Source organism: Flavobacterium sp., assembly GCF_044369455.1.
GTDB lineage: Bacteria > Bacteroidota > Bacteroidia > Flavobacteriales > Flavobacteriaceae > Flavobacterium.
Window position 1 is genome coordinate 64,538 of record NZ_JBIPLW010000006.1, and the last position, 25,852, is coordinate 90,389.

Annotated in this window: 25 protein-coding genes; 18 read left to right on the top strand and 7 right to left on the bottom strand. The window is 32.5% G+C overall.

Going from position 1 to position 25,852, the window contains the following annotated elements; all coding sequences use genetic code 11:
- Position 1 precedes the first annotated feature (1 nt).
- The 11 genes from ACIQ2L_RS07425 to ACIQ2L_RS07475 all read left to right on the top strand — a co-directional run bounded on the left by ACIQ2L_RS07425 (position 2) and on the right by ACIQ2L_RS07475 (position 11,680).
- Positions 2-1,981, top strand: a complete 1,980-nt coding sequence (locus tag ACIQ2L_RS07425; RefSeq protein ID WP_396157541.1) for an AAA family ATPase — start codon at positions 2-4, stop codon at positions 1,979-1,981.
- A complete protein-coding gene (locus ACIQ2L_RS07430; protein ID WP_396157542.1) occupies positions 1,982-3,670 on the top strand; it encodes a hypothetical protein in 1,689 nt (562 codons plus the stop codon).
- Positions 3,671-4,390: 720 nt separating this feature from the next.
- A complete protein-coding gene (locus ACIQ2L_RS07435; RefSeq protein ID WP_396157543.1) occupies positions 4,391-4,885 on the top strand; it encodes a YybH family protein in 495 nt (164 codons plus the stop codon).
- 124 nt (positions 4,886-5,009) lie between these two features.
- Complete coding sequence (locus tag ACIQ2L_RS07440; protein WP_396157544.1) at positions 5,010-5,336, top strand: hypothetical protein; 327 nt, start codon at positions 5,010-5,012, stop codon at positions 5,334-5,336.
- 29 nt (positions 5,337-5,365) lie between these two features.
- On the top strand, positions 5,366-6,247 hold the full coding sequence (locus ACIQ2L_RS07445) for an SDR family oxidoreductase (protein WP_396157545.1): 882 nt from the start codon (positions 5,366-5,368) through the stop codon (positions 6,245-6,247).
- A gap of 160 nt (positions 6,248-6,407) precedes the next feature.
- Positions 6,408-7,175, top strand: a complete 768-nt coding sequence (locus ACIQ2L_RS07450; protein WP_396157546.1) for a ParA family protein — start codon at positions 6,408-6,410, stop codon at positions 7,173-7,175.
- A 3-nt stretch (positions 7,176-7,178) separates the two neighbouring features.
- Positions 7,179-8,081 (top strand): ParB/RepB/Spo0J family partition protein, encoded by a 903-nt coding sequence (locus tag ACIQ2L_RS07455; protein ID WP_396157547.1) that lies wholly within the window; start codon positions 7,179-7,181, stop codon positions 8,079-8,081.
- On the top strand, positions 8,081-8,638 hold the full coding sequence (locus ACIQ2L_RS07460) for a DUF5683 domain-containing protein (RefSeq protein ID WP_396157548.1): 558 nt from the start codon (positions 8,081-8,083) through the stop codon (positions 8,636-8,638). The genes ACIQ2L_RS07455 and ACIQ2L_RS07460 overlap by 1 nt, the downstream gene beginning before the upstream one ends.
- A complete protein-coding gene (gene dapB, locus ACIQ2L_RS07465) occupies positions 8,639-9,343 on the top strand; it encodes a 4-hydroxy-tetrahydrodipicolinate reductase (protein ID WP_396157549.1) in 705 nt (234 codons plus the stop codon). It begins immediately after the preceding gene.
- A gap of 63 nt (positions 9,344-9,406) precedes the next feature.
- A complete protein-coding gene (gene lepB, locus ACIQ2L_RS07470; protein ID WP_396157550.1) occupies positions 9,407-10,960 on the top strand; it encodes a signal peptidase I in 1,554 nt (517 codons plus the stop codon).
- 108 nt (positions 10,961-11,068) lie between these two features.
- On the top strand, positions 11,069-11,680 hold the full coding sequence (locus ACIQ2L_RS07475) for a WbqC family protein (RefSeq protein WP_396157551.1): 612 nt from the start codon (positions 11,069-11,071) through the stop codon (positions 11,678-11,680).
- A 157-nt stretch (positions 11,681-11,837) separates the two neighbouring features.
- Here the strand turns inward: ACIQ2L_RS07475 and ACIQ2L_RS07480 are convergent, their stop codons facing one another.
- From ACIQ2L_RS07480 to ACIQ2L_RS07510, 7 genes are all read right to left on the bottom strand, one after another.
- Entirely contained in the window at positions 11,838-12,266 is a 429-nt protein-coding gene (locus ACIQ2L_RS07480) for a hypothetical protein (protein WP_396157552.1), read from the bottom strand.
- Between the two features lie 40 nt (positions 12,267-12,306).
- Complete coding sequence (locus ACIQ2L_RS07485; protein WP_396157553.1) at positions 12,307-13,356, bottom strand: endonuclease/exonuclease/phosphatase family protein; 1,050 nt, start codon at positions 13,354-13,356, stop codon at positions 12,307-12,309.
- Positions 13,357-13,363: 7 nt separating this feature from the next.
- On the bottom strand, positions 13,364-14,242 hold the full coding sequence (locus ACIQ2L_RS07490; protein ID WP_396157554.1) for a rhomboid family intramembrane serine protease: 879 nt from the start codon (positions 14,240-14,242) through the stop codon (positions 13,364-13,366).
- A gap of 3 nt (positions 14,243-14,245) precedes the next feature.
- Entirely contained in the window at positions 14,246-15,079 is an 834-nt protein-coding gene (locus tag ACIQ2L_RS07495) for a rhomboid family intramembrane serine protease (protein WP_396157555.1), read from the bottom strand.
- Entirely contained in the window at positions 15,076-16,926 is a 1,851-nt protein-coding gene (mutL, locus tag ACIQ2L_RS07500; RefSeq protein ID WP_396157556.1) for a DNA mismatch repair endonuclease MutL, read from the bottom strand. The genes ACIQ2L_RS07495 and mutL overlap by 4 nt, the downstream gene beginning before the upstream one ends.
- A 160-nt stretch (positions 16,927-17,086) precedes the next feature.
- A complete protein-coding gene (gene ribH / locus ACIQ2L_RS07505) occupies positions 17,087-17,581 on the bottom strand; it encodes a 6,7-dimethyl-8-ribityllumazine synthase (protein WP_396157557.1) in 495 nt (164 codons plus the stop codon).
- Between the two features lie 79 nt (positions 17,582-17,660).
- A complete protein-coding gene (locus ACIQ2L_RS07510) occupies positions 17,661-18,455 on the bottom strand; it encodes a tol-pal system YbgF family protein (RefSeq protein ID WP_396157558.1) in 795 nt (264 codons plus the stop codon).
- A 179-nt stretch (positions 18,456-18,634) separates the two neighbouring features.
- On the opposite strand from ACIQ2L_RS07510, the gene recF reads away from it, so the two are divergent.
- The 7 genes from recF to ACIQ2L_RS07545 all read left to right on the top strand — a co-directional run bounded on the left by recF (position 18,635) and on the right by ACIQ2L_RS07545 (position 25,810).
- Complete coding sequence (recF, locus tag ACIQ2L_RS07515; RefSeq protein ID WP_396157559.1) at positions 18,635-19,714, top strand: DNA replication/repair protein RecF; 1,080 nt, start codon at positions 18,635-18,637, stop codon at positions 19,712-19,714.
- A 40-nt stretch (positions 19,715-19,754) separates the two neighbouring features.
- A complete protein-coding gene (locus ACIQ2L_RS07520) occupies positions 19,755-20,450 on the top strand; it encodes a rhodanese-like domain-containing protein (protein WP_396157560.1) in 696 nt (231 codons plus the stop codon).
- Between the two features lie 2 nt (positions 20,451-20,452).
- Positions 20,453-21,127: a DUF2461 domain-containing protein gene (locus tag ACIQ2L_RS07525; protein WP_396157562.1), complete on the top strand. Its 675-nt coding sequence runs from the start codon at positions 20,453-20,455 to the stop codon at positions 21,125-21,127.
- 4 nt (positions 21,128-21,131) lie between these two features.
- A complete protein-coding gene (locus ACIQ2L_RS07530; RefSeq protein ID WP_396157563.1) occupies positions 21,132-22,199 on the top strand; it encodes a glycosyltransferase in 1,068 nt (355 codons plus the stop codon).
- Positions 22,200-22,203: 4 nt separating this feature from the next.
- A complete protein-coding gene (gene asnB, locus ACIQ2L_RS07535; RefSeq protein ID WP_396157564.1) occupies positions 22,204-24,051 on the top strand; it encodes an asparagine synthase (glutamine-hydrolyzing) in 1,848 nt (615 codons plus the stop codon).
- Positions 24,052-24,095: 44 nt separating this feature from the next.
- Positions 24,096-25,109, top strand: coding sequence for a UDP-N-acetylmuramate dehydrogenase (murB, locus tag ACIQ2L_RS07540; protein ID WP_396157565.1), 1,014 nt, complete (start codon positions 24,096-24,098; stop codon positions 25,107-25,109).
- 89 nt (positions 25,110-25,198) lie between these two features.
- Positions 25,199-25,810 (top strand): FMN-binding negative transcriptional regulator, encoded by a 612-nt coding sequence (locus tag ACIQ2L_RS07545; protein WP_396157566.1) that lies wholly within the window; start codon positions 25,199-25,201, stop codon positions 25,808-25,810.
- Positions 25,811-25,852 lie beyond the last annotated feature (42 nt).

The window sequence follows — 25,852 nt, forward strand, 5'->3', positions numbered from 1 at the left end:
CATGTTGGAAGATTTAAACAAATTAGCATTAGAAGCTAAACGAAGAAGTGATGATTATGATAAAAAAGAGTTTATTTTTTCAATTGAATTCAAATCAAAGTTCAAAGAATTACTTCCTTATTACAATATTACTTTTTATAATTACACTTCAGTAGTTTCTACTGCAACAAATTTATTAATAATTGTACCTAATCAATGGTTTGTAATTGCATCATTTTTTAATAGATACATATCAGCATTAAAAATTTACAAGGATAAAGTTAACGAATTACGAATTGATAAAGCTACAATTAACTCAATCAGAGATAATAAAATAATTGATTCTGAAACGGAAAACAAAATAATTAAAGAATTTCAAGATAATACAACCGCTGATAGATTTAGACGATTTTTAACTGATTACGAATGGTGGTTTGGAAGTAAAACTATCGATAGAACAGATTATTATGTGTCATCAATTTTAAGTTTAGCTAGTGTAATTAATAATTCTCAATCTTATATTGCTGATTTAGCTTATACATTAAGTGAGCATCAAGAGTTAAATGATCTTTTACAGAAAGATTATGAGTTATATTTAAAACAATCTATTATAGATATTAATGAAGTTGAGACTTATTTAATTGAAGATAAATTCTTAAGAAATATAATATTTGAATCATTTAGATATGTTTTAAATGAATATGGAGAAGAAACTGTTTTTAGAGGTCATGAAATTAAAGATAGCATTATTGAGGATCGAAAATATAAAGGTCTAACAATCCCAGTTTTTTTTGGATTTGAAATAATTTTTGCAATTTTTGACAAACCACTAGAAATTAGTAAATTAAAATCTAGTAATACTAAAAGATACTTTGAAGAAGCAATTACAATTTTAGATAATGAATATTCATATTTTACTACCCAATGGAATTCTGACTCTCGAGGATTAAGCCTGCTAAATTTCAATAAATACTTAGCTTCAATTACTAATAACAATTTAGAAATAATAAAAGATGATAATCTTTTTAGATTAATTTCAAAAGGAAAAGATAATAATTCATCGCCACTACAGAAAACAGAACAAATAATTTATTATGGTGCCCCAGGTACTGGAAAATCTCATAAAGTTAATGAAGTTTTAAAAATATTAAGTTCACAATTCTACGAAAGAATAACATTCCATCCTGAATTTGACCATGCCTCTTTTGTTGGTGGTTATAGACCTATATCTAAAGATGTTATGTACACAGACAAAGATGATGAAGAATACACTGAACACGAAGTTCATTATGAATTTGTTCCACAAGCCTTTACTAATATCTATTCTAAAGCATGGAATGATTTAGATAATCAATATTACTTAGCTATAGAAGAAATCAACAGAGGAAACTGTGCTGAAATCTTTGGCGATATTTTTCAACTATTAGATAGGAATAGTAATTATACTGTATCTCCATCAAACGAATTAAAAGAGCATTTGAATAAAGTGCTTACTAATAAAGATGGAATAAGAAATGGTTTAAAACTCCCTCCTAACCTTTCTATTCTTGCCACAATGAATACTTCTGACCAATCCCTTTTTCCAATGGATAGTGCTTTTAAAAGAAGATGGGATTGGGAATATATTCCTATTTGTTATGATGATATTCCAGAAAATGAATCTTTTGGATATAAAGTAATCATTGACGATTCAAATACATTTGAATGGATTAATTTCATTAAAAATGTAAATGCAGTTATCAAGACAAATCCAAATCTTGGTATGGATAAATGTATTGGGAACTATTTTATAAAATCGGATTCTAAAGAAATCACTTTAAAAGAGTTTGTAAACAAAGCTATTTTCTATTTATGGAATGATGTTTTTAAAGATGAGGACAATTCAGATTCTATATTTGAAAAAGGAACCTCTTATGAAGATTTCTTTCCTATTAAAACTAATGGTAAAACTGAAATTCTAAAAGTTTTAAAAGCAGTAAATATTGAACCAACTATTGTTTAAATGAAAATTCTAATCGAAGGCGAAGATTATTCAATTGACGACTTAAAATTTGTTTTTGACGATCCTAAATTTTACAATCAAAACGGAAATGTTGGCAAAATAATTTCGGTAGGATATTATCATTCTTTTGAAAAAAAAGAACTAGTTTACATGTTACCTAAAGTCTTTATGATTGATGACGGAGAAAATCAAACTGTTTTTGACATTTCTACTGATGATTTATATAATTTCGAAAAATTAGAAACTTTCAAACATGACGAAAAATACAACTGGATACGAAAGTTATTAGTTTATTTCTATAATAGTCTTACCGAATATAAAAGGAGAATAAAAGACACTTCAATTATTGAGTCTTCTTTAGCATTTGAATTAAACACAAATCTTGGCGATTTAGAATATTCTTATTTAGACTTGCTTTTAAGCTTTGTAAACTTTTACAAAAAGAACAAAAACACAATTCTATATAAGCATATTGAATATAAATCTAATCAAGTAAAGAAACCTAAATGGGACAAAACCATTAGAAAATCTTTACCACTTATTTCTTCAAACAATATGCCTATTTATATTGAAATTAATAACAAAAAGAAAGTTGTAAATACTGAAGAAGAGTTACTAACCTATTTCTTTTCAATTTTAAATCATTTTAATAAAGAACATCAATTACATCTTAAAATTGATCCAAGTTATAACCTTATTAAAGGAGAAAAGTTTGAAAAACTACAAAAGAATGGTTTGTCTAAATTAAAGAGAATAAAGTACCGTTATTTCTCAGACACTTTAAAAAGAATGTATGTTTTGTGTGAGCTTTATTTTTCTAAAACAGACACAAGTAGTAGTAAAAAGAAAAAAGAAGAATTCATATCAGTAAGAAACTATAACATAGTATTTGAAGATATGGTTGACAAACTATTTTCTGACAAATTAGACGAAAAGAAAGAAGTTGATAGCGTATCATTAGATGAATTAAAATACAATGATGATGGCAAAATAATTGACCATATTTTTGATTATAAATCATTAATTGATACATCAGACATTTTCTATATTGGTGATTCTAAATATTACAAATCAGGTAAAGAAGCAGGTAAATTATCTAAATACAAACAATTTACATATGCTAAAAATGTAATTCAATTTAACATCGATTTACTAAATAAAAATGATTTCTACAAAGAGAATATTAGATATAGAGATGAAATAACAGAAGGATATAACATTACTCCAAACTTTTTCATTTATGGATATATAGAAAATGTTCACGATTTTGAAGAACATCATTTAATTCCAAAAAAAGTAGAACCAATTAAATCATTCCATTTTGAAGATAGATTATTTGATAGAGACACTTTGTTTGTACATCAATATAAAATAAATTTCCTATATGTATTAAAGTCATATTCTTCTTTTAGTGATACTAAAATTTTAGAATTTAGAGATATTACTAAATCAAAATTCAGAAAACAATTTGTTGCATTCTTTAATGATTCTACTAAATCTTCTTTTGAGATATTCGAAAAACAACTTTCCAAAAGTGAAGCAAAAGAATTGGTTGAGAATAATTTTAAATTATTAAATGGTAAATGTTTTTATACAAATAATAATAGATTGTTAGTAGCTAAACACAAAAAGGACAATTCAATTTCAAGTTTAATAGAAACTGAAAAATTTGATTCATTAATTTTGTAATTAAACTAACCGCTACTAAACGAATCCTTTCGTATTGCAAATAACAACACAGCTCCTCAAAATCTCATATTTAAATCAACCAACAAGTAACTTTATATCAATTTTGTTTTGTGGCAATTTTTTCAAAGCAAAAAATTTTGCCAAACTTTTTGTGGCATTTTTTTTCAAAACGTATTTTATGCTACACTTATTGTATCATAATTTTTCAAAACGTATTTTATGCTACATTTTTTGTATCATAATTTTTCAAAACATTTTTTTTGCACTACACTTAAACCAAAAAAAAACAGTAACGCAGTGTTACTGTTTTTATATGCTTTTATATTGAAGTGCGTTAGTTACTTGTAAAATTTACTCTTATTTGTTCTTAATCTCACCGCTACCGCAATCCTTTCGTGTGGCAAATAACAATACAGCTCCGCAAAATCTCATATTTAAATCAACCAACAAGCAACTTTTTAAATTTTTTTGTCACAATTTTTTTTAAAACATTTTTTTTGCGCCATTTTTTGTCACAAAATTTTCAATACGAACATTTTTGTGACAACTAGTTAAAGAAACAGAGTCCCAACATTAATTTGCCAAGAATCACCATCACAAATCAAAAAATCAATAATAAAATTTGAAAACACTTGCACAGTTTAAACATTTTATTATTATATTTATATGCCCTAAATTATGTAATGCAATTAAAAATAAACCATTTAAATCAACCATTATATGAAAAACAAGATTTTAAACAGTGTCGTTGTTGTGACCATTTTAGCATTAGTTATTGGCTGCAAACCAAAAACGGAAGAGGTAGTCATTGACAAAGAGCAAATCAAAAATGAAATACAAGCCATCGAAAATAAAATGGCTGAAATGTTTAACGAACGTAGCGTAAAGGCAGAAGAATATTATGCCGCAGATGCGAGTAGTTTTAGTCAAAACAAACCTCCTTTAGTAGGTAAGGCCGCTATTGAAAAATCGATTAAAGAAGATTTGGCTAATTTCCCGAAAGGCTATCAAATTGCCTTTGTAGTCAATGAAATTTTTCCATCAGCTGACGGAATTCAGGTAGTAGAAATTGGAAACTACCGTGTCTCCGATTCCACAAGTACTCCTTTATATACAGGAAATTTTATTGCCGTATTTGAAAAAAGAGAAGGTAAATATGTTTGCATTAGAGACATGTCGGCTTCTGATAAAAATGTAGATCCAAAAAAAGAATAAAAAAATAGCCCGATATATAAAAGCACCTTGTTTGAGGTGCTTTTTTTGTACTTTTATTTTTCAATTAGTAGCGATGTTAAAGCTTCCCACTATCGGAACGAGCATTTTTTCCATAATATCAAAAATGGCTGCCCAACACAATGCCATAAATCGATCACAGGGTTTTCCAACCTTTGCAGTTGATAAGCGCTTACCGGATATTGTAGCCAAATTGGCATCTGATAACGTGCCGCAATACACGCCAATGAGCGGTTATCCGCCACTTTTAGATACGGTTGCACTACGTACCCAACAATCGTATCAAAGAGCCGTAAATCCAATAGATGAAATTCTAATTATTGCCAGTGCCACCGAAGGAATCTTTGCAACGATTCAAGCATTCGTTTTTGCTTTGCTAAAGATGACGCTATGTTGCTCCAAGCGGCAGAACAATTGCGAAAATTATAATTAAAATTATATCTTTACTAAAAATAAAACCCTATGAATTTTTCAGCAAAAATGCTTCGCGATAATGCGTTGTCCGATAAAGTTATTGTAGTTACAGGTGGCGGAAGTGGTCTAGGCAAAGCCATGACCCAATATTTCTTAGAACTTGGTGCCAAAGTAGCCATAACCTCTCGTGATTTAGAAAAACTAAAAACTACTGCAGCCGAATTAGAAGCAGCAACTGGAGGAACGTGTCTGCCTATTCAATGCGATGTGCGTTATTACGATCAAGTAGAAGCGATGCTTGCTGAAACTTTAAAAGCCTATGGTAAAGTGGATGTATTACTTAACAATGCAGCCGGAAACTTCATCTCTCCGACCGAAAGATTATCTGCCAATGCTTTTGACACCATTATTGATATCGTTTTAAAAGGTTCCAAAAACTGTACCTTGGCTTTTGGCAAACATTGGATTGCTGAAAAACAAACCAATTGCAATGTGTTGAATATCGTAACTACCTATGCTTGGACAGGATCTGGCTATGTAGTTCCAAGTGCTACTGCCAAAGCCGGAGTATTGGCTATGACCCGAAGTTTAGCGGTTGAATGGGCAAAATACGGCATCCGAATGAACGCCATTGCACCTGGTCCGTTTCCTACCAAAGGCGCTTGGGATCGATTGTTGCCGGGCGATTTGGCCGAAAAATTTGACATGTCTAAGAAAGTTCCGTTGAAACGTGTGGGCGACCATCAAGAATTAGCCAATTTGGCTGCCTATTTGGTTTCTGATTTCTCTGCGTATATCAATGGTGAAGTCATTGTTATTGATGGTGGCGAATGGTTACAGGGCGCAGGTCAATTCAATCTCTTAGAAAAAATTCCACAGGAAATGTGGGATATGCTTGAGGCAATGATAAAGAATAAGGGAAGTAAATAATAGTGGTCAGTTGGCAGGTTTTAGTTGGCAGTCAGATTACTGAACACTTACCACTGAAGACTGAACACTCCTCTAAAAACTTTACAAGAATGTTAACAAAATTCCGTTGCCAAAGCCATAAATAATTGTATTTTTACCGCTCAAAATCTACAAAAAATACATGGGTAAAATCATTGCTATTGCCAATCAAAAAGGCGGTGTTGGAAAAACAACAACTTCTGTAAACCTTGCAGCATCACTGGGAGTTTTAGAAAAAAGAGTGCTTTTAATCGATGCTGATCCACAAGCCAACGCTAGTTCTGGTTTGGGTATTGATGTGGAAAATGTAGCAATTGGTACCTATCAAATTTTGGAACACAGTAATACTCCAAAAGAAGCTATAATTACATGCAGTGCTCCAAATGTTTGGGTAATTCCATCACATATTGATTTGGTTGCTATTGAAATTGAGTTGGTTGATAAAGAAAACCGCGAGTACATGCTAAAACAAGCATTAGAAAGTGTGAAGGACGATTACGATTATATCTTAATTGATTGTGCGCCATCTTTGGGTTTACTAACATTAAACGCTCTAACCGCTGCTGATAGTGTGGTGATACCAATTCAATGTGAATATTTTGCTTTGGAAGGTTTAGGAAAGTTGTTAAACACGATTAAAAGTGTTCAAAAAATCCATAATGCCAATTTAGATATTGAAGGACTTTTATTAACCATGTTCGACTCGCGTTTGCGTTTGTCTAATCAAGTGGTAGAAGAAGTTCAGAAGCATTTTAACGATATGGTATTCAAAACCATTATTCAACGAAATGTGAAATTAAGCGAAGCACCAAGTTTTGGGGAAAGCATTATTAACTTCGATGCAACCAGCAAAGGTGCAAGCAATTATCTGAGTTTGGCTCATGAAATTATCAAAAAAAATAGTAATTAAGCTATGGCAAAAGCGATTCAAAAACAAGCTTTAGGAAGAGGATTATCTGCCTTATTGAAAGATCCCGAAAATGATATAAAATCTATCGGTGATAAAAACGCAGACAAAGTTGTGGGCAATATCATCGAATTGGACATTGCGTCAATCGAAATCAACCCATTTCAACCGAGAACCAATTTTAATGAGGATTCTTTACAAGAATTGGCTTCTTCAATCAAAGAATTAGGATTAATTCAACCCATTACTGTTCGTAAATTAGACTTTAATAAATACCAATTAATTTCGGGCGAACGTCGTTTGCGTGCATGCAAGTTAGTAGGTTTAAATACTATTCCTTCGTATATCCGAATTGCAAATGATAATGAGTCGTTACTCATGGCACTGGTTGAAAATATTCAACGTCATGACTTAGACCCAATCGAAATTGCACTATCCTATCAACGTCTTATAGATGAAATTCAACTCACCCAAGAACAAATGAGTGAACGTGTTGGTAAAAAACGTTCTACAATTTCTAACTACTTAAGATTGCTTAAGTTAGACCCTGTTATCCAAACTGGAATTAGAGATGGATTTATTAGTATGGGACATGGTCGCGCCATAATCAATATCGAAAATCAAGAAGTTCAAACGGATATTTATCAAAAAATTGTAAGCCAAAATCTATCGGTACGTGAGACCGAAGCTTTGGTAAAAAATTATCAGGATAGCATCAAACCTGCTTCAACAAAAGCTACCAAAAAAGCAACTACATTCCAAGTAGATGACGCGCAAAAGAAAGCATTTGTAAACTTTTTTGGTTCTAAAATTGACGTAAAAGTGGCCGGAAATGGAAAAGGAAAAATTACCATTCCATTTCATTCAGAAGAAGATTTCAACCGCATTATCAAATTAATAAAAGGATAGTGAATAAAGCCTTCTACATAGTTTTACTATTTCTTCTATTTGGAAATCAATCGATTTTTTCACAGGAAATTGGTGATGCTATAAAAGCAAAAGACACGCTAAAATCCAAAGAAATTGACCCGCTTCGCCCTTCGAAAGCCGCATTCTATTCGGCTTTATTGCCTGGTTTAGGTCAGGCATACAATAAAAAATATTGGAAAATCCCAATCGTATATGCTGCTATAGGAACTAGTATGTATTTTTATATCGACAATAATAAAAAATACAACAGCTATCGCGATGCGTACAAACGAAGATTAGCTGGATTTAATGATGATCAGTATCAATATCTTGATGATTCGAGATTAATTCAAGCCCAACGTTTTTACCAACGAAATAGAGATTTATCACTTTTGGTAACGATAGGTTTTTACATATTAAATATTGTTGATGCTAATGTTGATGCACACTTAATTCAGTTCAATGTGAGTGATAAACTATCTTTTCAACCCGATGTGTATATGAACGATATCGATTACAAGCCGAATCTAGGTCTAACTTTTAATTACAAATTCTAAATGAAAATAGCGCTATTAGGATATGGTAAAATGGGCAAGGTAATCGAAAGAATTGCATTGGAAAAAGGGCATGAAATTGTTCTTAAAAAAGAAGAATTCAACACCTTTGATGGCTTGTCTTCAGCTGATGTAGCAATCGATTTTAGTGCGCCAAATGTTGCTGTTGATAATATTTCGGCAGCTATTAATCTGGGTATTCCAGTAGTTTCCGGAACAACGGGTTGGTTGGAAAATTATCATTTAATCGAAAAACTTTGCCAAGAAAAAAATGCGGCTTTTTTGTATGGTTCAAACTTTAGTCTAGGTGTCAATTTGTTCTTTGAACTCAATGATTATTTAGCTAAGATGATGGCAAAATTCAAAGATTACACGGTTTCGATGGAAGAAATTCATCATACCCAAAAACTCGACAAACCAAGCGGAACTGCCATTTCATTAGCAAATGCAATTATCAATCATTCTGATAAAAATAATTGGGCGATTGAAAACCCAAAAGAAGATGACGTATTTATAGATGTAAAACGAATTGACGATGTGCCCGGAACCCACAGTGTTTTCTACAATTCTGATGTTGATTTTATCGAGATTAAACATGTAGCTCACAACCGCGAAGGTTTTGCTTTAGGTGCCATCATTGCTGCCGAATGGATTATTGGAAAAAAAGGGGTTTTCACTATGAAAGATGTGTTGGATTTACATAAATAAATCTTAAAATTGTAACAAATAAGCAAGACTTAAAACTTATACTCAACTTTTAAACTCGTTATCATGTCATTATTTCACTGGTTACTATTTATCTTAATCGTACAAATCATTCATGGCCTTGGAACATGGAAATTATATGAAAAAGCAGGAAGAAAAAGATGGGAAGCTTTTGTTCCAGTCTACAATTCCATTGTATTAATGAAAATCATCAACAGACCAACGTGGTGGACTATACTCCTATTCATTCCCATAATCAACTTAATTATGTTCCCAGTGGTTTGGGTAGAAACCTTAAGAAGTTTTGGAAAAAACACCACTACTGATACTTTGTTAGGCATTTTTACCTGTGGACTTTATATTTATTATATCAATTATACACAAGAGGTTAAATACATTGCTGACAGAAGCTTAGTTGCCAAAACCAAAACGGGAGATACCGTTAGTTCATTACTTTTTGCTATTGTAGTGGCAACTTTAGTACACACGTATGTAATGCAACCCTATACGATTCCAACTTCTTCATTAGAAAAATCATTGCTTATTGGTGATTTCTTATTTGTTAGTAAATTTCATTATGGTGCACGAACACCTATGACAATCGTTGCTGCTCCAATGGTACATGACACTTTACCCTTAGTAAAAACAAAATCCTACTTAAGTTGGCCTCAACTACCGTATTTTAGATTTCCTGGCTTTGAAAAACCGCAAAAGAATGAAATCGTTGTTTTTAACTGGCCAGCCGATACGGTTTATAAATTCTTTGACACTTCAGGAAGAAGCATTTTAAAACCTGTGGACAAAAAATCAAATTATGTGAAACGTTGTCAAGGAACTCCTGGTGATTCTCTGCAAATTAAAAATGGAACCGTTTATATCAATGGAAAGGAATTAATTTTACCTGAAAGAGCGAAACCACAATTTGGTTATGCGGTAACTTATGATATGAACAACACTGATATTGACTTTGAGTATTTATTAAATCAAGTGGGTTCTACAGATGGTGGCGGATTTAAATCTGAAACAAGAGATACTTTATTTTTAAGAGCTTTAACCAAAGAAGGCGCTGCTACTTTAAGAACGGTAACTGGCATTAAATCGGTTACACAAATAGTGAGTAAACAAGGTGAATCAAATATTTTTACGCATAATCCAAATTGGAATGGTGACAACTTTGGACCAATTTACATTCCAGAAGCGGGCAAAACAGTAGCCTTAAATCTTCAAACACTACCATTTTACAAAAGAATTATTTCGGTTTATGAAAAACATGATTTAAAAGTTGTTGGAAATGATATTTATGTAGATGACAAAAAAGTTACAACGTATACCTTTCAACAAAACTACTACTGGATGATGGGTGACAACCGTCACAACTCTGAAGACAGTCGTTATTGGGGCTATGTTCCTGAAAACCATATCGTTGGAAAACCCGTTTTTATTTGGATGAGTTGGGATAGTAACGGAAAAGGGATTAATAAAATCCGTTGGGACCGACTATTCACAACGGTTAATGGTGAAGGACAACCACAATCGTATTTCAAATACTTCTTGTTTTTATTAGCCCTATATTTTGTGGGAGATTATTTTTGGAAAAAGAAAAAAGCAAGTAAAGTTTAAATGTTTATAGTTTAAGAGTTTAAAGTTGTTTAAAAGTTTAAATTGTGACCGTTTTCGCAAAACAACCTTAAACCATATTAAACAACTTTAAACCATTTACAAACCAAAATGAACATCCTCATCCATCCAAGCTACTTCCCATCTATCAGTCATTTTGTGGCCATTGCCCAAAGTGAATTAGTGACTTTTGAAATGGATGATCATTTTCAAAAACAAACCAACCGTAACCGAATGTATATTTACAGTCCAAATGGCATTCAGTTATTAAACGTTCCCATAAAACATAGTAAAGAAAAGCACCAATCAATGAAAAACGTTAAATTGGAAACGGCTTTTGATTGGCAAAAACAGCATTTTAAATCCTTAGAAGCGGCTTATAGAACTTCACCTTTTTTTGAATATTTTGAAGATGCTATTGTACCCATTTTTCAAAAGAAGCATACCTTTTTAATGGACTTAAATCTCGAAACGATGTCAATTGTCTCTAAATGCTTGAAATTGGAATTTGATTATGTCGAAACCCTTGAATATTTCCATCAAGTGGAAGATAAAACCGATTATAGAAATCTAATAAACGGAAAAAAAGACACCGCTGTATTTGATTCGTACACCCAGGTTTTTGGCGAAAAACACGGTTATTTAAACAATCTATCTATTTTGGATTTGTTGTTTAATGAAGGACGCTATGCGTTGGATTATTTAAGAAAACAGAAACTTTAATTATTTTGTTTCGAGATATTCTGATGTGTTATACACCTTTCTAACACTTCGACAATTTCCGACTAAGAAAGATAAAAATAGCCGTTGTGAAAAAGACTGTTAGCGGTAGTTATTATTTTTATCAGAAGTACCGATTTAAAAAAATATTTTATTTAATCTATTCGTACTGATATTTTTTTCCACCATCTTGAACTTCAATTTTGACAATCTCATTATAAGGCACTTTGTTTTTTAATCCTAATATTCTGGATTTTTCACCAATCAATGTGTCATTTTCTAGTGTAACTGTATCAAGATAAAATATCTTTCGCTTACCATTTCTGAGTGTTACTCGAATTTCTACGGAAGGGGAATTTTGCATAAATGAAAGAGAACCATTTTTGTCGTAAACATTCAAGTACTTTAAACTGTTAGCTTTATATTCTATTTTGGAAAATGGTGAGATAGGATTATTAACTTTTACATCCTTCAGACTATTTGCAGTGCTGTCAATGATTTGTTTTTTGAAATTTTCTGGCGAGATAGTGTAGGTCTTACATGAGATCATTAAGACAAGCAATACCAATAAAGATAGTTTTTTTTTCATGTTTTCTATGATGTTCATTTGTGTTTAAAATTACCGCTAACTAATCCATAAAACTCAATCTCGTCATTATCGGAAAATGATCGGAATTTTCGAACTTAGTAAACGTTGTGAAGCTTTTGACTTTCATTTTTTTGCTGGCGAAAATATAGTCAATTCGGGCAGGATAATATTTAAAATTATACGTTTGACCAAATCCATTTCCAGCTTCTACAAAACAATCATTCAAATCAGATTTTATATTGCGATACACATACGAAAACGGGCTGTTATTCATGTCGCCACAAATAATCACGGGATACCTAGAGTCATTTTTATGTTTAACTAAAAGTTCTGCTTGTTGTTCTTGCTTGGTAAAAGCATCTCGAATTCGCGTAAAAAGTTGTTGAGATTTACTCTGATTAATAGAATCAACATGCTCAGAGATTTCATTTACATCAGGAGAAATTTTGATAGATTGTAGATGAATATTATACACTCGAATAGTATCTTTTCCTTTTTTAATATCAGCATATATTATATTATTTCCAGCAGTCGAAATTTTAAAATCACCTTGATTAAAAATGGGATACTTAGAAAAAATCGCTTGTCCTGTTTTAATTCGTTTACCATCCATAAAAACGGCTTTATATTTATACACTCTTAAATCTACTTTGGCATTTTCCGAATATTCCTGAATGCACAATATATCCGGATTCTGTTCGTTGATAAAACTCAAAATGGTGTTACCAATAGTATCATCCGCTACCCAATCAAAAAGATTAAACAAACGAACGTTATAACTCATTACGGTAAAATCTTTTTCTTCCTCTACGATATCGCTTGACGAAAATTTATAAAATTTATTAATGAACGTTATGCCGAGTAACAAAACCAATCCAGATAAAAGTACTTGACGCTTTAACTGCAAAAGCCAATACATAAAAAATAAGGCATTTAAAATTAGAAACAACGGTAAAATTAAGGTCAATACCGAAAGAAGCGGAAACACTTTAGGTGCCAAAAACGGTAAAACATAAGCAATAAAAGTCACTACAGTAACGACTATATTGAATCCGAATACGACTTTATTAAACCACGATAATTTTTTCATCAACTCTTTATTTCCCAGCTTTAAAGAGAAACTCTTTTTCTTGACTGGTTAAGCTATCATAACCTGATTGGCTTATTTTATCTAAAATTTCGTCTAACTGCTGTTGCGTTTTGTCTTTAACAACAATTTTACTTTGCTTCGCCAGTTCGCTGCCGCTCGTGCCTCGTTTTACGGCAGGTTTTTTGGGGTTTATATGCACTTTTTTGAAAGGAGTCGATTGTTTTTTTCTAAATAAACTCAATACCGAATCTACAATTCGACTTAAATCGGTTCCGTTTTGCAATAGTTTGATGTAAATATAGCCAAAAAAAGCACCGCTAACATGTGCTATAAAACCACCAGTATCTATAAACATTACTAAAAAGTTCAACAAAAGTATTGTTGCAGTTATTTGCCAAAGTTTTAAATATCCGATTAACAACAATCTTACGTCCATTGATGGTTGATAGGTAGTAACAGCCATAAGCAAAGCCATTATTGCGCCTGAAGCACCTACCATCATTGATTGCCATCCCAAAACATAAAAGACTAAAATAAAACATAAAGAGCAAAAAATAGCACTCAACATGTATAATCCAATAAATTGTTTTTGCGTAAAAAAAGTAAGAAACAATCTTGATGAAAAATATAATGCAATCATGTTAAAGAACAAATGATTAAATGCATAATGAAAAAAAGCATAAATAATCAATGTCCATGGCTTTGTTAGCACAATGTTTGGTTCAGAAGAGACTGCCAACCAATTAGGATAATCAAAAACACCTGATTTAAACTGATAAAACAAAGGAATAGACAATAGAAAAAAGCCAATATTCCAAAATATTAATTTGTTGGCAATGCCGCCTACTCTATACTGAAATTTTAAGTCCTCTTTAAAACTACTCATAATCTAATTCCAACGATTTTTATTAAACTGATTTTTCTTCCAATACCACATCATTAAAAACCCTGTTAAAGCTCCACCAATGTGGGCAAAATGAGCAATTCCGGTTCCGCCTGCTCCAAAAAGCGAACTGCCTTTAAATCCTAAAAATAAATCTATTGCAATAATTCCAGGTACAAAATACTTAGCTTTTACCGGAACTGGAATAAAAAGTAAAGCCAACTCAGCATTGGGAAACATAAAAGCAAAGGCGGTTAACAATCCATAAATAGCACCAGATGCGCCTAATGAAGTAGATTGAAATGTTTGTACCGCTGAAGCTAAAGTATTAAACTGTTCCTGCGTACACTTCGCATTATCTAAAATGGTTTTTACTTTACTGGCTATCATTTGACCCTTTTCATCAAAAACACTACTATAATCTGCGCTCAATAGGATTTGAATATCGCTTTTAGAAAAATTCAAACTTGAAAGTTGTTCTAAAGCAAATTGAATTTGAAAATAATTTACTGCCGTATACAAAAGTGATGCTCCTAATCCACAAGAAATATAAAAGAAAATGAATTTTTTCGCTCCCCAATAGTGCTCTAAAGCACTCCCAAAAGATACTAAAGCAAACATATTAAAAACAATGTGCATTAAACCGGCAGAGCTACCTTTTCCATATACAGGAGCATGCATAAACATGCTTGTTAAAGGTTGCCAAAATCTGAAATTTCGGTTTTCTGGATAATATTGTGATAATAAATGGTAAGCAAAATCACCATTAATATTAGAACCCACATAAAATATAATATTAATAATCAGTAACTGCTTAACAGTTTCGGTCATTCGCATCATAGACTGAATTTTTTATCTAAATCTTCCACACTCATGGTGATGAAAGTTGGTTTTTGAAATGGGGACATATTGGGTTCTCTGCACCCAAAAAGGTTGTGAACCAAGTTTTCTTGTTCTTTTTCAGTTAAATACGTTCCCGTTCTAACAGCGAGACTTTTCGCCATTGATTTGGCAATCGTATCATTTTGGCAAAAACTACTATCCGGAATTCCATCTTGCAAATCACTTAGTAACTCTTCCAAAACGATAGAAATTTCACTTTCGGTAACATTTACAGGCAAACCCGAAATCAAAACATGATCATCGTTAAAAGATTCAAAAACAAAACCCGTGTTTTCTAAAGAGGATTTTAATTCGGCCAACAATTCAATTTCATCAGAAGAAAAATACAACTGCAACGGAAACAATAATTGCTGACTAGAAGCCTGATGCACTGTCATGCTGGTTAAAAATTCTTCATACAAAACACGCTCGTGTGCTCGTTTTTGATTAATAACCACCATGCCCGATTTTATTGGACTGACAATATATTTTTTATGAATTTGATAAGTTCTTTTTACTTCTTGTTCCACATCGGTTTCGTCAAATAAAGAAGAAGTAACTGACTCGTTCTCAAAAGACATTTCGGCAATTTCTTGTCCAGCTTGTTTTAAACCCACATACAAACTTTCCCAACTCGGTTGTGACTCGGGTTTTTTATAATTTGAGGAAAGGGAAAACGATTTATTAGGTCTATCCTCAGAAAAAGGATTGAAGTTGCTATCCACATGAATTGTTGGATAATCCGCTTTTTTATTTTGATATTGATACGGAGTATCCAAGTTCGAATCTCTTTCAAAATCTAGTACTGGAGCCACATTAAACTGTCCCAAACTGTGCTTGATAGATGAGCGCAAAATGGCATATAAAGCATGCTCATCATCAAACTTAATTTCGGTTTTCGTTGGGTGAATATTGATATCAATGGTGTGCGGTGGTACCTCTAAGTATAGAAAATAACTAGGCTGTGCACCAGCGGAAAGCAAACCATCATAAGCAGCAATGACCGCATGATGGAGATAACCGCTCTTTATAAACCGATTATTGACAAAAAAGAACTGCTCTCCTCTATTTTTCTTGGCAAATTCGGGCTTGCCTATAAATCCGTGTAGATTGAGTATTTCGGTTTCTTCTTTTACGGGGACTAATTTTTCATTTGTTTTTCCCGAAAAAATATTGACAATGCGCTGTCTGAAATTTGAGGCGGGTAAATTGAACATCTCGCTTCCGTTGTGGTACATTGTAAAATGAATATTGGGATGCGCCAAGGCTACACGCTGAAATTCATCCACAATATGACGTTGTTCTACGGTTTCCGACTTCAAAAAATTGCGACGTGCTGGAATATTAAAAAACAAATTCTTAATCAAAAACGACGTTCCTTTTGGCAAAACAACTGGTTCTTGAGATACAAATTTACTTCCTTCGATGATGATATGCGTTCCCAATTCATCTTGGTCTTGTTTGGTTTTCATTTCTACATGAGCAATAGCTGCAATTGAGGCTAATGCTTCGCCGCGAAACCCTTTGGTATGTATAGAGAATAAATCTTCGGCATGACGGATTTTGGAAGTAGCATGACGTTCAAAACACAAACGGGAGTCGGTGATGCTCATGCCAAGACCATTATCTATAACCTGAACCAAAGATTTTCCGGCATCTTTAATGATGAGTTTAATGTCGGTAGCTTTAGCATCAACGGCATTTTCTAATAATTCCTTAACTACAGAAGCGGGTCTTTGTACCACTTCTCCAGCGGCAATTTGGTTGGCAACATGATCGGGAAGTAATTGAATTATGCTCGACATTCTTTAGTGTTCAGTGTTCAGTAAATAGTGTTCAGTGTTAGGTTAACCGAAGTAAGCAAATTTAAGGAAAAAGTATTGGGATTTGTTGTTAATAATTGTGTAAAAATATAAAACCTTTCATGGGTTCGAAAGGTTTGTGAATTACATTAAGTATTAACTGTTATAAATAAGTTTTCCTTCTCAACTCCGCCATTTTAATTGCAGCTATGGCGGCTTCGGTTCCTTTGTTGCCATAAATTCCACCGCTTCTGTCTATAGATTGTTGTTCGGTGTTATCGGTTAGCACACAAAAAATAATGGGAATATCACCTTCGGCATTAAGCAATGCAATACCATTAGTAACCCCTTGGCATACAAAATCAAAATGCATCGTTTCACCTTTTATTACAGAACCTATAACTATTATTACATCATAATCTCTTGATTTCATCATTTGATTTGCAGCGTAAATAAGCTCAAAACTACCGGGAACATTTTGGCGTATAATATTCTCTGGCAAAGCGCCACAGTCTAATAAGGCAGCTTCGGCTCCAGTATACAAACCATTGGTGATGTGTTCATTCCATTCAGAAACAACAATCCCAAACCGAAAATCTTTCGCGTTTGGGATAGTGTGTTTATCGTAAGGGGATAAGTTTTTGTTAGCGGTAGCCATTATATATCAGTGTTCAGTCATCAGTTTTAAGTGTTCAGCAAGATTAACTGCCAACTAAACACTGAATACTGATTACTATTTATTGAGCTAATCCCATCAAAGCATCAATACTTTGCGCTTCTGGAGAAGTTTCATAATTGTCTTTTATATCGGTAAAATATTTTAACGCATCCGCTTTATTCCCTAAAGCAAAAGCTGTTTTACCTGCTTTTAATAAATAAAGAGGTCTTGTGAAATCATTTTTACTGGCATCAGCCGCTTTAATATAAAAATCTAACGCTTCTTTTTGCTTGTTTTGTTGTGCATAAGCATCACCAATAGCACCTTTTGCTAAAGTGCTTAACATGATATCATCGGATGAAAATTTCTCTAAACTAGTTATTGCTTCAGCATATTTTTTAGTATTTAAATAAGCAATTCCAGCATAGTAGTTTGCTAAGTTACCCGCATCGGTACCCGAATACTCGTCGGCAATTTTTACCACTCCAAATTTACCTTCTGAACCTTTTAAAACTAAGTTAAACAATGAATCTGATTTTGTTCCGGTGGCATCATCAACTGCTTTCTGGAAATTTTGTTGTGCTACAAACAATTCGCTTGCGGCTTCTTCTTGCTTTGGTTCAGCGATAAATTTTTGATACATCAAATAAGAAACAGTAGCTAATGCAATAACGGTAAGAAAACCAATAATAGCTTTTTGATTTTTAGCTGCAAAATCTTCAGCTCTTGATGCTGTTTGGTCAAGAGTATCAAATGCTTTTGCTGTAGTACTGTCTTTTGCATCAACATTAACATTTTCTTCAATAAAATTATTATCTAATTTTTCAGCTTTCTCTTTTGGTGCTTTATATCCTCTTTTGTTAAAAGTTGCCATCTATTTTTAATTTAGTGTGCGCAAAAATAAAATTTTTATTCTTATTTAAAAGCTATTTTTGTTGATATTTTTGAATAATTTGCACGTCTTTATTATATATCAGGATATTAAAGGTTTTAAATTTTCATTTATCGGTTATATATATGACGTTTACCCACTAATTTTAAACAAAAACCAAATTGTTTTTAAAGCGAATTTCATTACTTAATTATAAAAATTTTTCGGATGTAACCTTCGAATTCGATGCTAAAATCAATTGTTTCGTGGGCAAAAATGGCATTGGAAAAACCAACATTCTCGATGCTATCTATCATTTGGCAAACGGAAAAAGTTATTTTAATCCGCTAGCAGTTCAAAACATCAAGCATGAAGAAGAGTTTTTTGTGATTGACGGTGAATTTGAAAAAAAAGATAGAACCGAACAGATTTTGTGTAGCTTAAAAAAAGGACAAAAGAAAATCTTGAAACGCAACGGTAAAATTTATGAGAAATTTTCTGATCATATTGGCTTTATCCCTTTAGTGATAATTTCTCCAGCCGATAGAGATTTAATTGTTGAAGGAAGTGAAACCCGAAGAAAATTTATCGATAATGTCATTTCGCAGTTAGACCGTTCCTATTTACAACAATTAATTCAGTACCAAAAAATAATTAGTCAGCGAAATGCTTTATTAAAATATTTTGCACTAAATCATGTTTTTGATATGGATACTTTATCCATATATAATGAACAATTAAGCCATTTAGGACAAGCTATTTTTGAAAAAAGAAAATCATTTTTAGCCAATTTTATTCCGATTTTTAATCAATACCACCAAGACATAACCAACGCTGCGGAAACGGTTCAGTTGGTGTATCAAAGTGACTTGTTCGAAAAGGATACCCTGACTTTATTAGAACATAATATAACAAAAGACCGAGCGCTTCAATATACTTCTGTTGGTGTTCATAAAGACGATTTATCTTTTGAGATTGATAGTCATCCCATTAAGAAATTTGGCTCACAAGGGCAGCAAAAATCATTTTTAATTGCCCTCAAATTAGCACAATTCGATTTCGTAAAAAAACAAAGTGGGGAAAAACCAATTTTACTCTTCGATGATATTTTTGATAAGCTTGATGAATTTCGGGTAAGTAAAATAATTGAAATGGTGAACAATGACGAATTTGGACAATTGTTTATTTCGGACACACATCCGGAACGAACCGAAAACATAGTAAAAACGACCCATCAGAGTTATAAAATTTTTAACCTTTAGTATTCCTCAAATTTGTAGTTTTGTATAAATTTTTTCAGCTATGAAGTTACCTTTACTCTCTTTACTAGTACTTTCATTTTTATTCATTAGTTGTCAAGGGCAATCTTCAAAATCAGTCCAAACTATCGATGTAAAATCATTTTCAGAAAAACTAAAATCGACTGAAAACCCACAACTTTTAGACGTTAGAACTCCCGAAGAATATAGCACTGAACATATCGGAAATGCTATAAATGTCAATTGGAATGGAGCCGATTTTGATTCTCAAGCAAGTACCTATGATAAATCAAAACCTATTTTTGTGTATTGTAAAGTGGGCGGAAGAAGTGCCCAAGCTGCCGCTAAATTAGCCGAACTGGGTTTTAATGAAGTGTATAACCTTGAAGGTGGCATCATGAAATGGAATGCCTCAGGTAATGCAAAACCAACAGAAAAAATTATTGGAATTTGTGATCAAGAATATGCTGAACTCATAAAATCAAGTGATAAGGTGATGATCGATTTTAATGCTAAATGGTGTGCTCCTTGTAAAAAAATGAACCCATACATTTTGAAATTTCAAACCGAAATGAAGAATAAAATAAAAATTGTTCAATTGGATGCAGATGAAAACAAAACCATAGTAGATTTTCTTAAGTTAGACGGGTTACCCGTAATCATTGTTTATGAAAAAGGGAAAGAAGTTTGGCGAAATGTGGGTTATATTTCGGAAGAAGAATTACGTAAACATTTATAATTATGATTACTAAAGAAGCGCTTCAATTTCTCGAAGATTTAATAGCCAATAACAATACCGAATGGATGCACGCCAACAAGAAAAGGTATGACAATTACAAAAAAGACTACCATAATTTCATAGCTTCTATTTTGGCTGAAATGAAACCATTGGATAAAACATTAGATCCTTTGGAGGTGAAAAATTGTACATTCAGAATCAATCGTGATATCCGTTTTTCTAAAGATAAGTCACCCTATAAAACCAATATGGGTGTTTGGTTTACCCAAAATAAATTCAAAAAAAATAGTCCAGGTTATTATATTCATTTTGAAAAAGGAAATTCTTTTATTGCGGGTGGTGTTTGGTGCCCTGAACCCAATGAATTGAAACAAATCAGAAAAGAAATTGCATTTTTTTATGAAGATTTAGAAGCAATTGTTACTAACAAAAAATTTAAAACAGAATTTGTTTCTCTTAGTAGCGATGAAAACAACACCCTGAAAAAAGCACCAAAAGATTTTGACCCTAATCATCCTGCAATTGAATTTTTGAAACTCAAAAGCTTTACGGCTTCTCAAAAAATTGATGATAAACTATTTACAGATGCCGATTTTAGTAAAATGGTAGCTCATAAATTAATTGTCCTTAAACCGATGAATGACTTTTTAAAAAGAGCTTTAGAAACTGAAGAATAATCAAATGTCAAAAAAAAGAATTCTATTTCTTGGCGAAACCTATCGTGCTGATGCCATTACCTGGATGAATGGTCTCAAGGAATTTGGCGACTTTGAAATTGTGACCTGGGAATTGAAAACAAATAGCAACGGTGTCAATAGAATTAAACGACTTTTTGAATTAGCCAAAGCCATTATCACCATAAAAAGTATTGCAAAAAACTTTAATCCCGATATGGTAATTGCAGAACGAACAACGAGTTATGGGTATTTGGCCGCCATTTCTGGAATTAAACCCATTGCAATTGCCCAACAAGGCATTACTGATTTATGGCCACACAGTTCACCACTATATATATTCAAAAAAATGCTACAAGATCATGCATTCAAAAAAGCAGATATCATTCATGCATGGGGAATTGTAATGGCAAAAAATATGGAAGAATGCAATGCAGATATGTCTAAAGTAATGATTATACCTAAAGGTATTAACTTAGAATCGTTTGAATTCAACCAAGTTTCCGATAATTCCATGATTCAGGCTATTGTCACTCGAGCATTACAACCTGAATACAAACATGATACAATTATAAAAGCATTTTCTATTCTAAAACAAAAAAACATACCATTTAAACTAACTATTATAGGTGATGGAATTGAATTAAAAAAACTAATACTTTTAGTAAAAGAGTTGGGTGTACATAATGATGTTGACTTTATTGGCAGAATTAACAACAATGATATTCCAAAATATTTAAAAATGGCAAACTTTTATATCAGTATGCCTCTAACCGAAGGAGTTTCTGCATCGTTATTTGAAGCGATGGCCTGTGGATGTTTTCCTATTGTAAGTGATTTACCGGGGAATAGAAGCTGGATAACAGAAAAAGTAAACGGAATACTTGTAAAATCAGAAAATCACATTAGATTAGCCGAAGAATTGGAGTGGGCATTTCACAATACTGATTTTACAAAAAAATCGATAACAGAAAATCGAAAACTTGTCGAAGAAAAGGCCAACTACAGAAATAATATGAAAAAAATTGCGGAAGCTTATCATGATTTAATAACAATTAAATCAACTACCACTTAAATTTATGTGCGGAATTAATGGAATTTTCCATTTAAACTATAAAAAAGTTGACCAAAATCAACTGTTAAAAATGCGTGACATTTTGGAACATCGTGGTCCAGATGATGCAGGTATTTATATAGATAATACCATTGGATTAGGACACAGAAGATTATCAGTTATCGATACATCTTCAGCAGGGCATCAACCATTTATTTCCGATAATGGTCGTTATATCATCGTTTTTAATGGAGAAATTTATAATTATCAATCCTTTTACCCCGAATTAAAAAGTAAAGGGATCGATTTAAAATCGGGGTCTGACACCGAAGTTTTACTTAAACTTTATGAACTCTACGGCATGGATATGCTCGAACGTTTAAACGGAATGTTTGCCTTTGCTATTTGGGATACTGTTGAAAGGAAACTTACACTTTGCCGCGACCGAATGGGTGTAAAACCTTTGTACTACTGCATTTATAAAAATACCTTATACTTTGCCTCTGAACAAAAAGCACTTTTTGCTGCTGGAGTTCCAATTGCTATATCGGAAAATGGCATGGAGGAATACATTTTTAATCGTTTTGTTGCTGGTGAAGAAACCTTGTTTAGCCATGTTAAAAAATTACTTCCTGGACATTATAAAGTTATTGATGAAGATGGAAAAAGCAAAACGACTCGATGGTGGAATTTAAAAGAACAAATTCAAAATCATTCTAAAATTATCAATCCAAAAGAATGGTTTGAAGAAACCTTCTTTGAATCGGTTAGATTGCGCATGGTTAGTGATGTTCCTGTCGGAGTTTTGCTAAGTGGTGGCTTGGATTCGTGTTCTATATTAACGTCATTATACCATCAAAACTATAAAAATATTGAAACCTTCAACATTAGTTTTTCTGAAGAAGAGCATAATGAATATCACTTGGCAAAAAATATAACTGAAGAGTACGGATATACTTTTAATCACACCAAATTAGAAAATGAAAATTTGTATCAAAATCTAATCGAAACATCCTATTTCCAAGATGAACCAATAATGCATCTAAACGAGCCCCATCTTTTGGCAATTGCCAAATTAGCGAAACCTAAAGTAAAAGTGTTACTTTCTGGTGAAGGTGCCGATGAATTAATGGGTGGTTATGTCCGATATAAAGCATTGAAAAATCCTACATTACTAAAAGTAATTTCTCAAATCAGTAGTATTGAAACCTTTAATAAAAATCCGAGATACGATAAATTATTGCGCTATTCTAAAATTGACAACAATCCTGATTTGATAATTTTTAATGGTTCTAATATATATCCTGAAGATATTAATAGTCTTTACGGAAATAAAATCAAGCCTATAAACGAATACAGATATCAGTTACTTAAAGAAGCTAAAGAATTATATCCAAAAAACCTCCAACGGCAAGCGTTGTACTTTGACCAACATACCTATATGTGTTCTTTATTGGATAGAAATGACCGATGCACCATGGGAACTTCTGTAGAATGTAGGGAACCATTTTTAGATCAACGATTAATTGCTGGTTTAGGAACATTAGAGGATGAATGGCTATTTACTGGTAAAAAAGGAAAATTTATTCTGAAAACATCGATGGAAGATAAACTTCCTCAAGAGATAATCGATTTTAGAAAGATTGGACTAAGTGCGCCTTGGGGTAGTTACTTGCTGAAATTTCCGAGATTCGTTCAGGAATTAGATCATTTCGCCAAAAGTCCAATTTTTGAAATGCCATTTTTAGAAAATATTGATGGAAGCAAATTGGTTGCTGAAGTAAGAAAAGGAAATACCAAAATTTTGCCTTATTTTATGCCAATTTTCATGCTTCATAAATGGCAAAAAAATTATTATAACAAGTTCGTTTAAAAATTCTTTTGAATTACTTTTGTGGTCAGATAGTTTTTAAAAAAATGAACATCCTTAACAATTTCTCCCTAAAAAAATACAATACTTTTGGTATCGAAGCCAAAGCCAAGCAATTTGTTGCTGTTAAAACTACAGAGGAATTAAAAACCATAGTAAAAGAAAATCTAGCTAAACCTAAATTCATTCTAGGAGGTGGAAGCAATATGCTGTTAACACAAGATATTGAGGCATTAGTCATTCACATTGATTTAAAGGGCAAAAAAGTGGTAAAAGAAGATAACGATTTTGTTTGGGTTGAAAGTATGGCTGGTGAAAATTGGCACGAATTCGTACTATGGACTATCAATCAAAATTTTGGCGGATTAGAAAACATGTCGCTTATTCCCGGCAATGTTGGTACTACTCCAGTTCAGAATATTGGGGCTTATGGAACCGAAATCAAAGATACTTTTGCTTCTTGTGAAGCTATGAATATTGCCACTCAAGAAATGAAAACATTTACTAAAGAAGCGTGTCATTTTGGGTATCGCGAAAGTATTTTTAAGCACGAAGTTAAAGATCAATACATCATTACTTCTGTTGTTTTTAAATTAACAAAAAGCAATCATAAAATCAATACGTCTTACGGCGATATTACTAAAGAATTAGATAAACAAAACGTAATCACTCCTACCTTAAAAGATATTTCTAATGCCGTAATTGCCATTCGACAAAGCAAATTACCCGACCCGGCAGCATTGGGAAATAGCGGAAGTTTTTTTAAAAACCCAATAATATCAAAAGTTGATTTCGATAAAATTCATGCATTACATCCCGAAATGCCACATTATGTAGTTTCGGCAACAGAAGTAAAAGTTCCAGCAGGCTGGCTGATTGAAAGAGCGGGTTTTAAAGGAAAGCGTTTTGGTGATGCCGGAATACATAAAAATCAGGCATTGGTGTTGGTCAATTATGGTAATGCCACTGGGCAAGAAATTTTAAATGTTTCAAAAGACATTCAAGATACTATCTTAAAAGAATTTGGAATTGCTATTGAAGCAGAGGTCAATGTGATTTAGAAAGAGTGAAAAGGAATTAGAGAAAAGGGATGAGTTCTCTAAAAACTTATAGTAAACGTATGCCTTATCCCTTTTAACGTATCGCTTATATGTACATCCCAAAACTCTATAAAAACGAAAACCAAGAAGACATTCAAAATTTCATCCATCAAAATGGATTTGGAATTTTGGTCAATCAAACGGAAGGAAAGCTATGGGCAACGCATATTCCGTTGCTATTAGAAGAAAAAGAGGGAAGACAAATTTTGGTTGGACATGTCTCTAAAGAAAACCCTCAAACAGAAGGTTTTAAAACCAATGATGAAGTATTAGTAATTTTTCAGGGTGCCCATTCGTATATTTCTTCTTCTTGGTATGATCATGAAAATGTGCCAACATGGAATTATCTTGCGGTTCATGTATATGGAAAAGTACAACTCCACACGCACGACGAAACCGTAGAAGCTTTAAAAAGATTAGTTAATAAATACGAAGCTAAATCAGAGAACCCAGTTCGGGTTGAAGCGTTATCCAAAAAAACGATGCTTCAAGCAAGAGGAATTGTTTCCTTTGAAATAGCAATAACTTCTATCGAAGCAAAGAAAAAATTATCTCAAAATCGGGATGATAAAAACTACAAAAACATCATTTCAAAACTCGAAAAATCCGATGATTATCAGTCGATTGAAGTAGCTAAGGAAATGAAAAAGAATCGACAGTAAAATGTTAATTTTGAGTTGCGTATTGCTATAAGAATAACTACA

What these genes read in the sequence shown, in the direction of transcription:
- ACIQ2L_RS07425 (WP_396157541.1), top strand. Translation starts at nt 2, where the DNA reads ATGTTGGAAGATTTAAACAAATTAGCATTAGAAGCTAAACGAAGAAGT.
- dapB (WP_396157549.1), top strand. Translation starts at nt 8,639, where the DNA reads ATGAAAATAGCGCTATTAGGATATGGTAAAATGGGCAAGGTAATCGAA.
- ACIQ2L_RS07480 (WP_396157552.1), bottom strand. Translation starts at nt 12,266, where the DNA reads ATGAAAAAAAAACTATCTTTATTGGTATTGCTTGTCTTAATGATCTCA.
- ACIQ2L_RS07450 (WP_396157546.1), top strand. Translation starts at nt 6,408, where the DNA reads ATGGGTAAAATCATTGCTATTGCCAATCAAAAAGGCGGTGTTGGAAAA.
- ACIQ2L_RS07455 (WP_396157547.1), top strand. Translation starts at nt 7,179, where the DNA reads ATGGCAAAAGCGATTCAAAAACAAGCTTTAGGAAGAGGATTATCTGCC.
- ACIQ2L_RS07435 (WP_396157543.1), top strand. Translation starts at nt 4,391, where the DNA reads ATGAAAAACAAGATTTTAAACAGTGTCGTTGTTGTGACCATTTTAGCA.
- murB (WP_396157565.1), top strand. Translation starts at nt 24,096, where the DNA reads ATGAACATCCTTAACAATTTCTCCCTAAAAAAATACAATACTTTTGGT.
- ACIQ2L_RS07520 (WP_396157560.1), top strand. Translation starts at nt 19,755, where the DNA reads ATGAAGTTACCTTTACTCTCTTTACTAGTACTTTCATTTTTATTCATT.
- mutL (WP_396157556.1), bottom strand. Translation starts at nt 16,926, where the DNA reads ATGTCGAGCATAATTCAATTACTTCCCGATCATGTTGCCAACCAAATT.
- ACIQ2L_RS07445 (WP_396157545.1), top strand. Translation starts at nt 5,366, where the DNA reads ATGAATTTTTCAGCAAAAATGCTTCGCGATAATGCGTTGTCCGATAAA.
- ACIQ2L_RS07525 (WP_396157562.1), top strand. Translation starts at nt 20,453, where the DNA reads ATGATTACTAAAGAAGCGCTTCAATTTCTCGAAGATTTAATAGCCAAT.
- ribH (WP_396157557.1), bottom strand. Translation starts at nt 17,581, where the DNA reads ATGGCTACCGCTAACAAAAACTTATCCCCTTACGATAAACACACTATC.
- lepB (WP_396157550.1), top strand. Translation starts at nt 9,407, where the DNA reads ATGTCATTATTTCACTGGTTACTATTTATCTTAATCGTACAAATCATT.
- ACIQ2L_RS07495 (WP_396157555.1), bottom strand. Translation starts at nt 15,079, where the DNA reads ATGATGCGAATGACCGAAACTGTTAAGCAGTTACTGATTATTAATATT.
- ACIQ2L_RS07490 (WP_396157554.1), bottom strand. Translation starts at nt 14,242, where the DNA reads ATGAGTAGTTTTAAAGAGGACTTAAAATTTCAGTATAGAGTAGGCGGC.
- asnB (WP_396157564.1), top strand. Translation starts at nt 22,204, where the DNA reads ATGTGCGGAATTAATGGAATTTTCCATTTAAACTATAAAAAAGTTGAC.
- ACIQ2L_RS07430 (WP_396157542.1), top strand. Translation starts at nt 1,982, where the DNA reads ATGAAAATTCTAATCGAAGGCGAAGATTATTCAATTGACGACTTAAAA.
- ACIQ2L_RS07440 (WP_396157544.1), top strand. Translation starts at nt 5,010, where the DNA reads ATGGCTGCCCAACACAATGCCATAAATCGATCACAGGGTTTTCCAACC.
- ACIQ2L_RS07530 (WP_396157563.1), top strand. Translation starts at nt 21,132, where the DNA reads ATGTCAAAAAAAAGAATTCTATTTCTTGGCGAAACCTATCGTGCTGAT.
- ACIQ2L_RS07475 (WP_396157551.1), top strand. Translation starts at nt 11,069, where the DNA reads ATGAACATCCTCATCCATCCAAGCTACTTCCCATCTATCAGTCATTTT.
- ACIQ2L_RS07510 (WP_396157558.1), bottom strand. Translation starts at nt 18,455, where the DNA reads ATGGCAACTTTTAACAAAAGAGGATATAAAGCACCAAAAGAGAAAGCT.
- ACIQ2L_RS07545 (WP_396157566.1), top strand. Translation starts at nt 25,199, where the DNA reads ATGTACATCCCAAAACTCTATAAAAACGAAAACCAAGAAGACATTCAA.
- ACIQ2L_RS07485 (WP_396157553.1), bottom strand. Translation starts at nt 13,356, where the DNA reads ATGAAAAAATTATCGTGGTTTAATAAAGTCGTATTCGGATTCAATATA.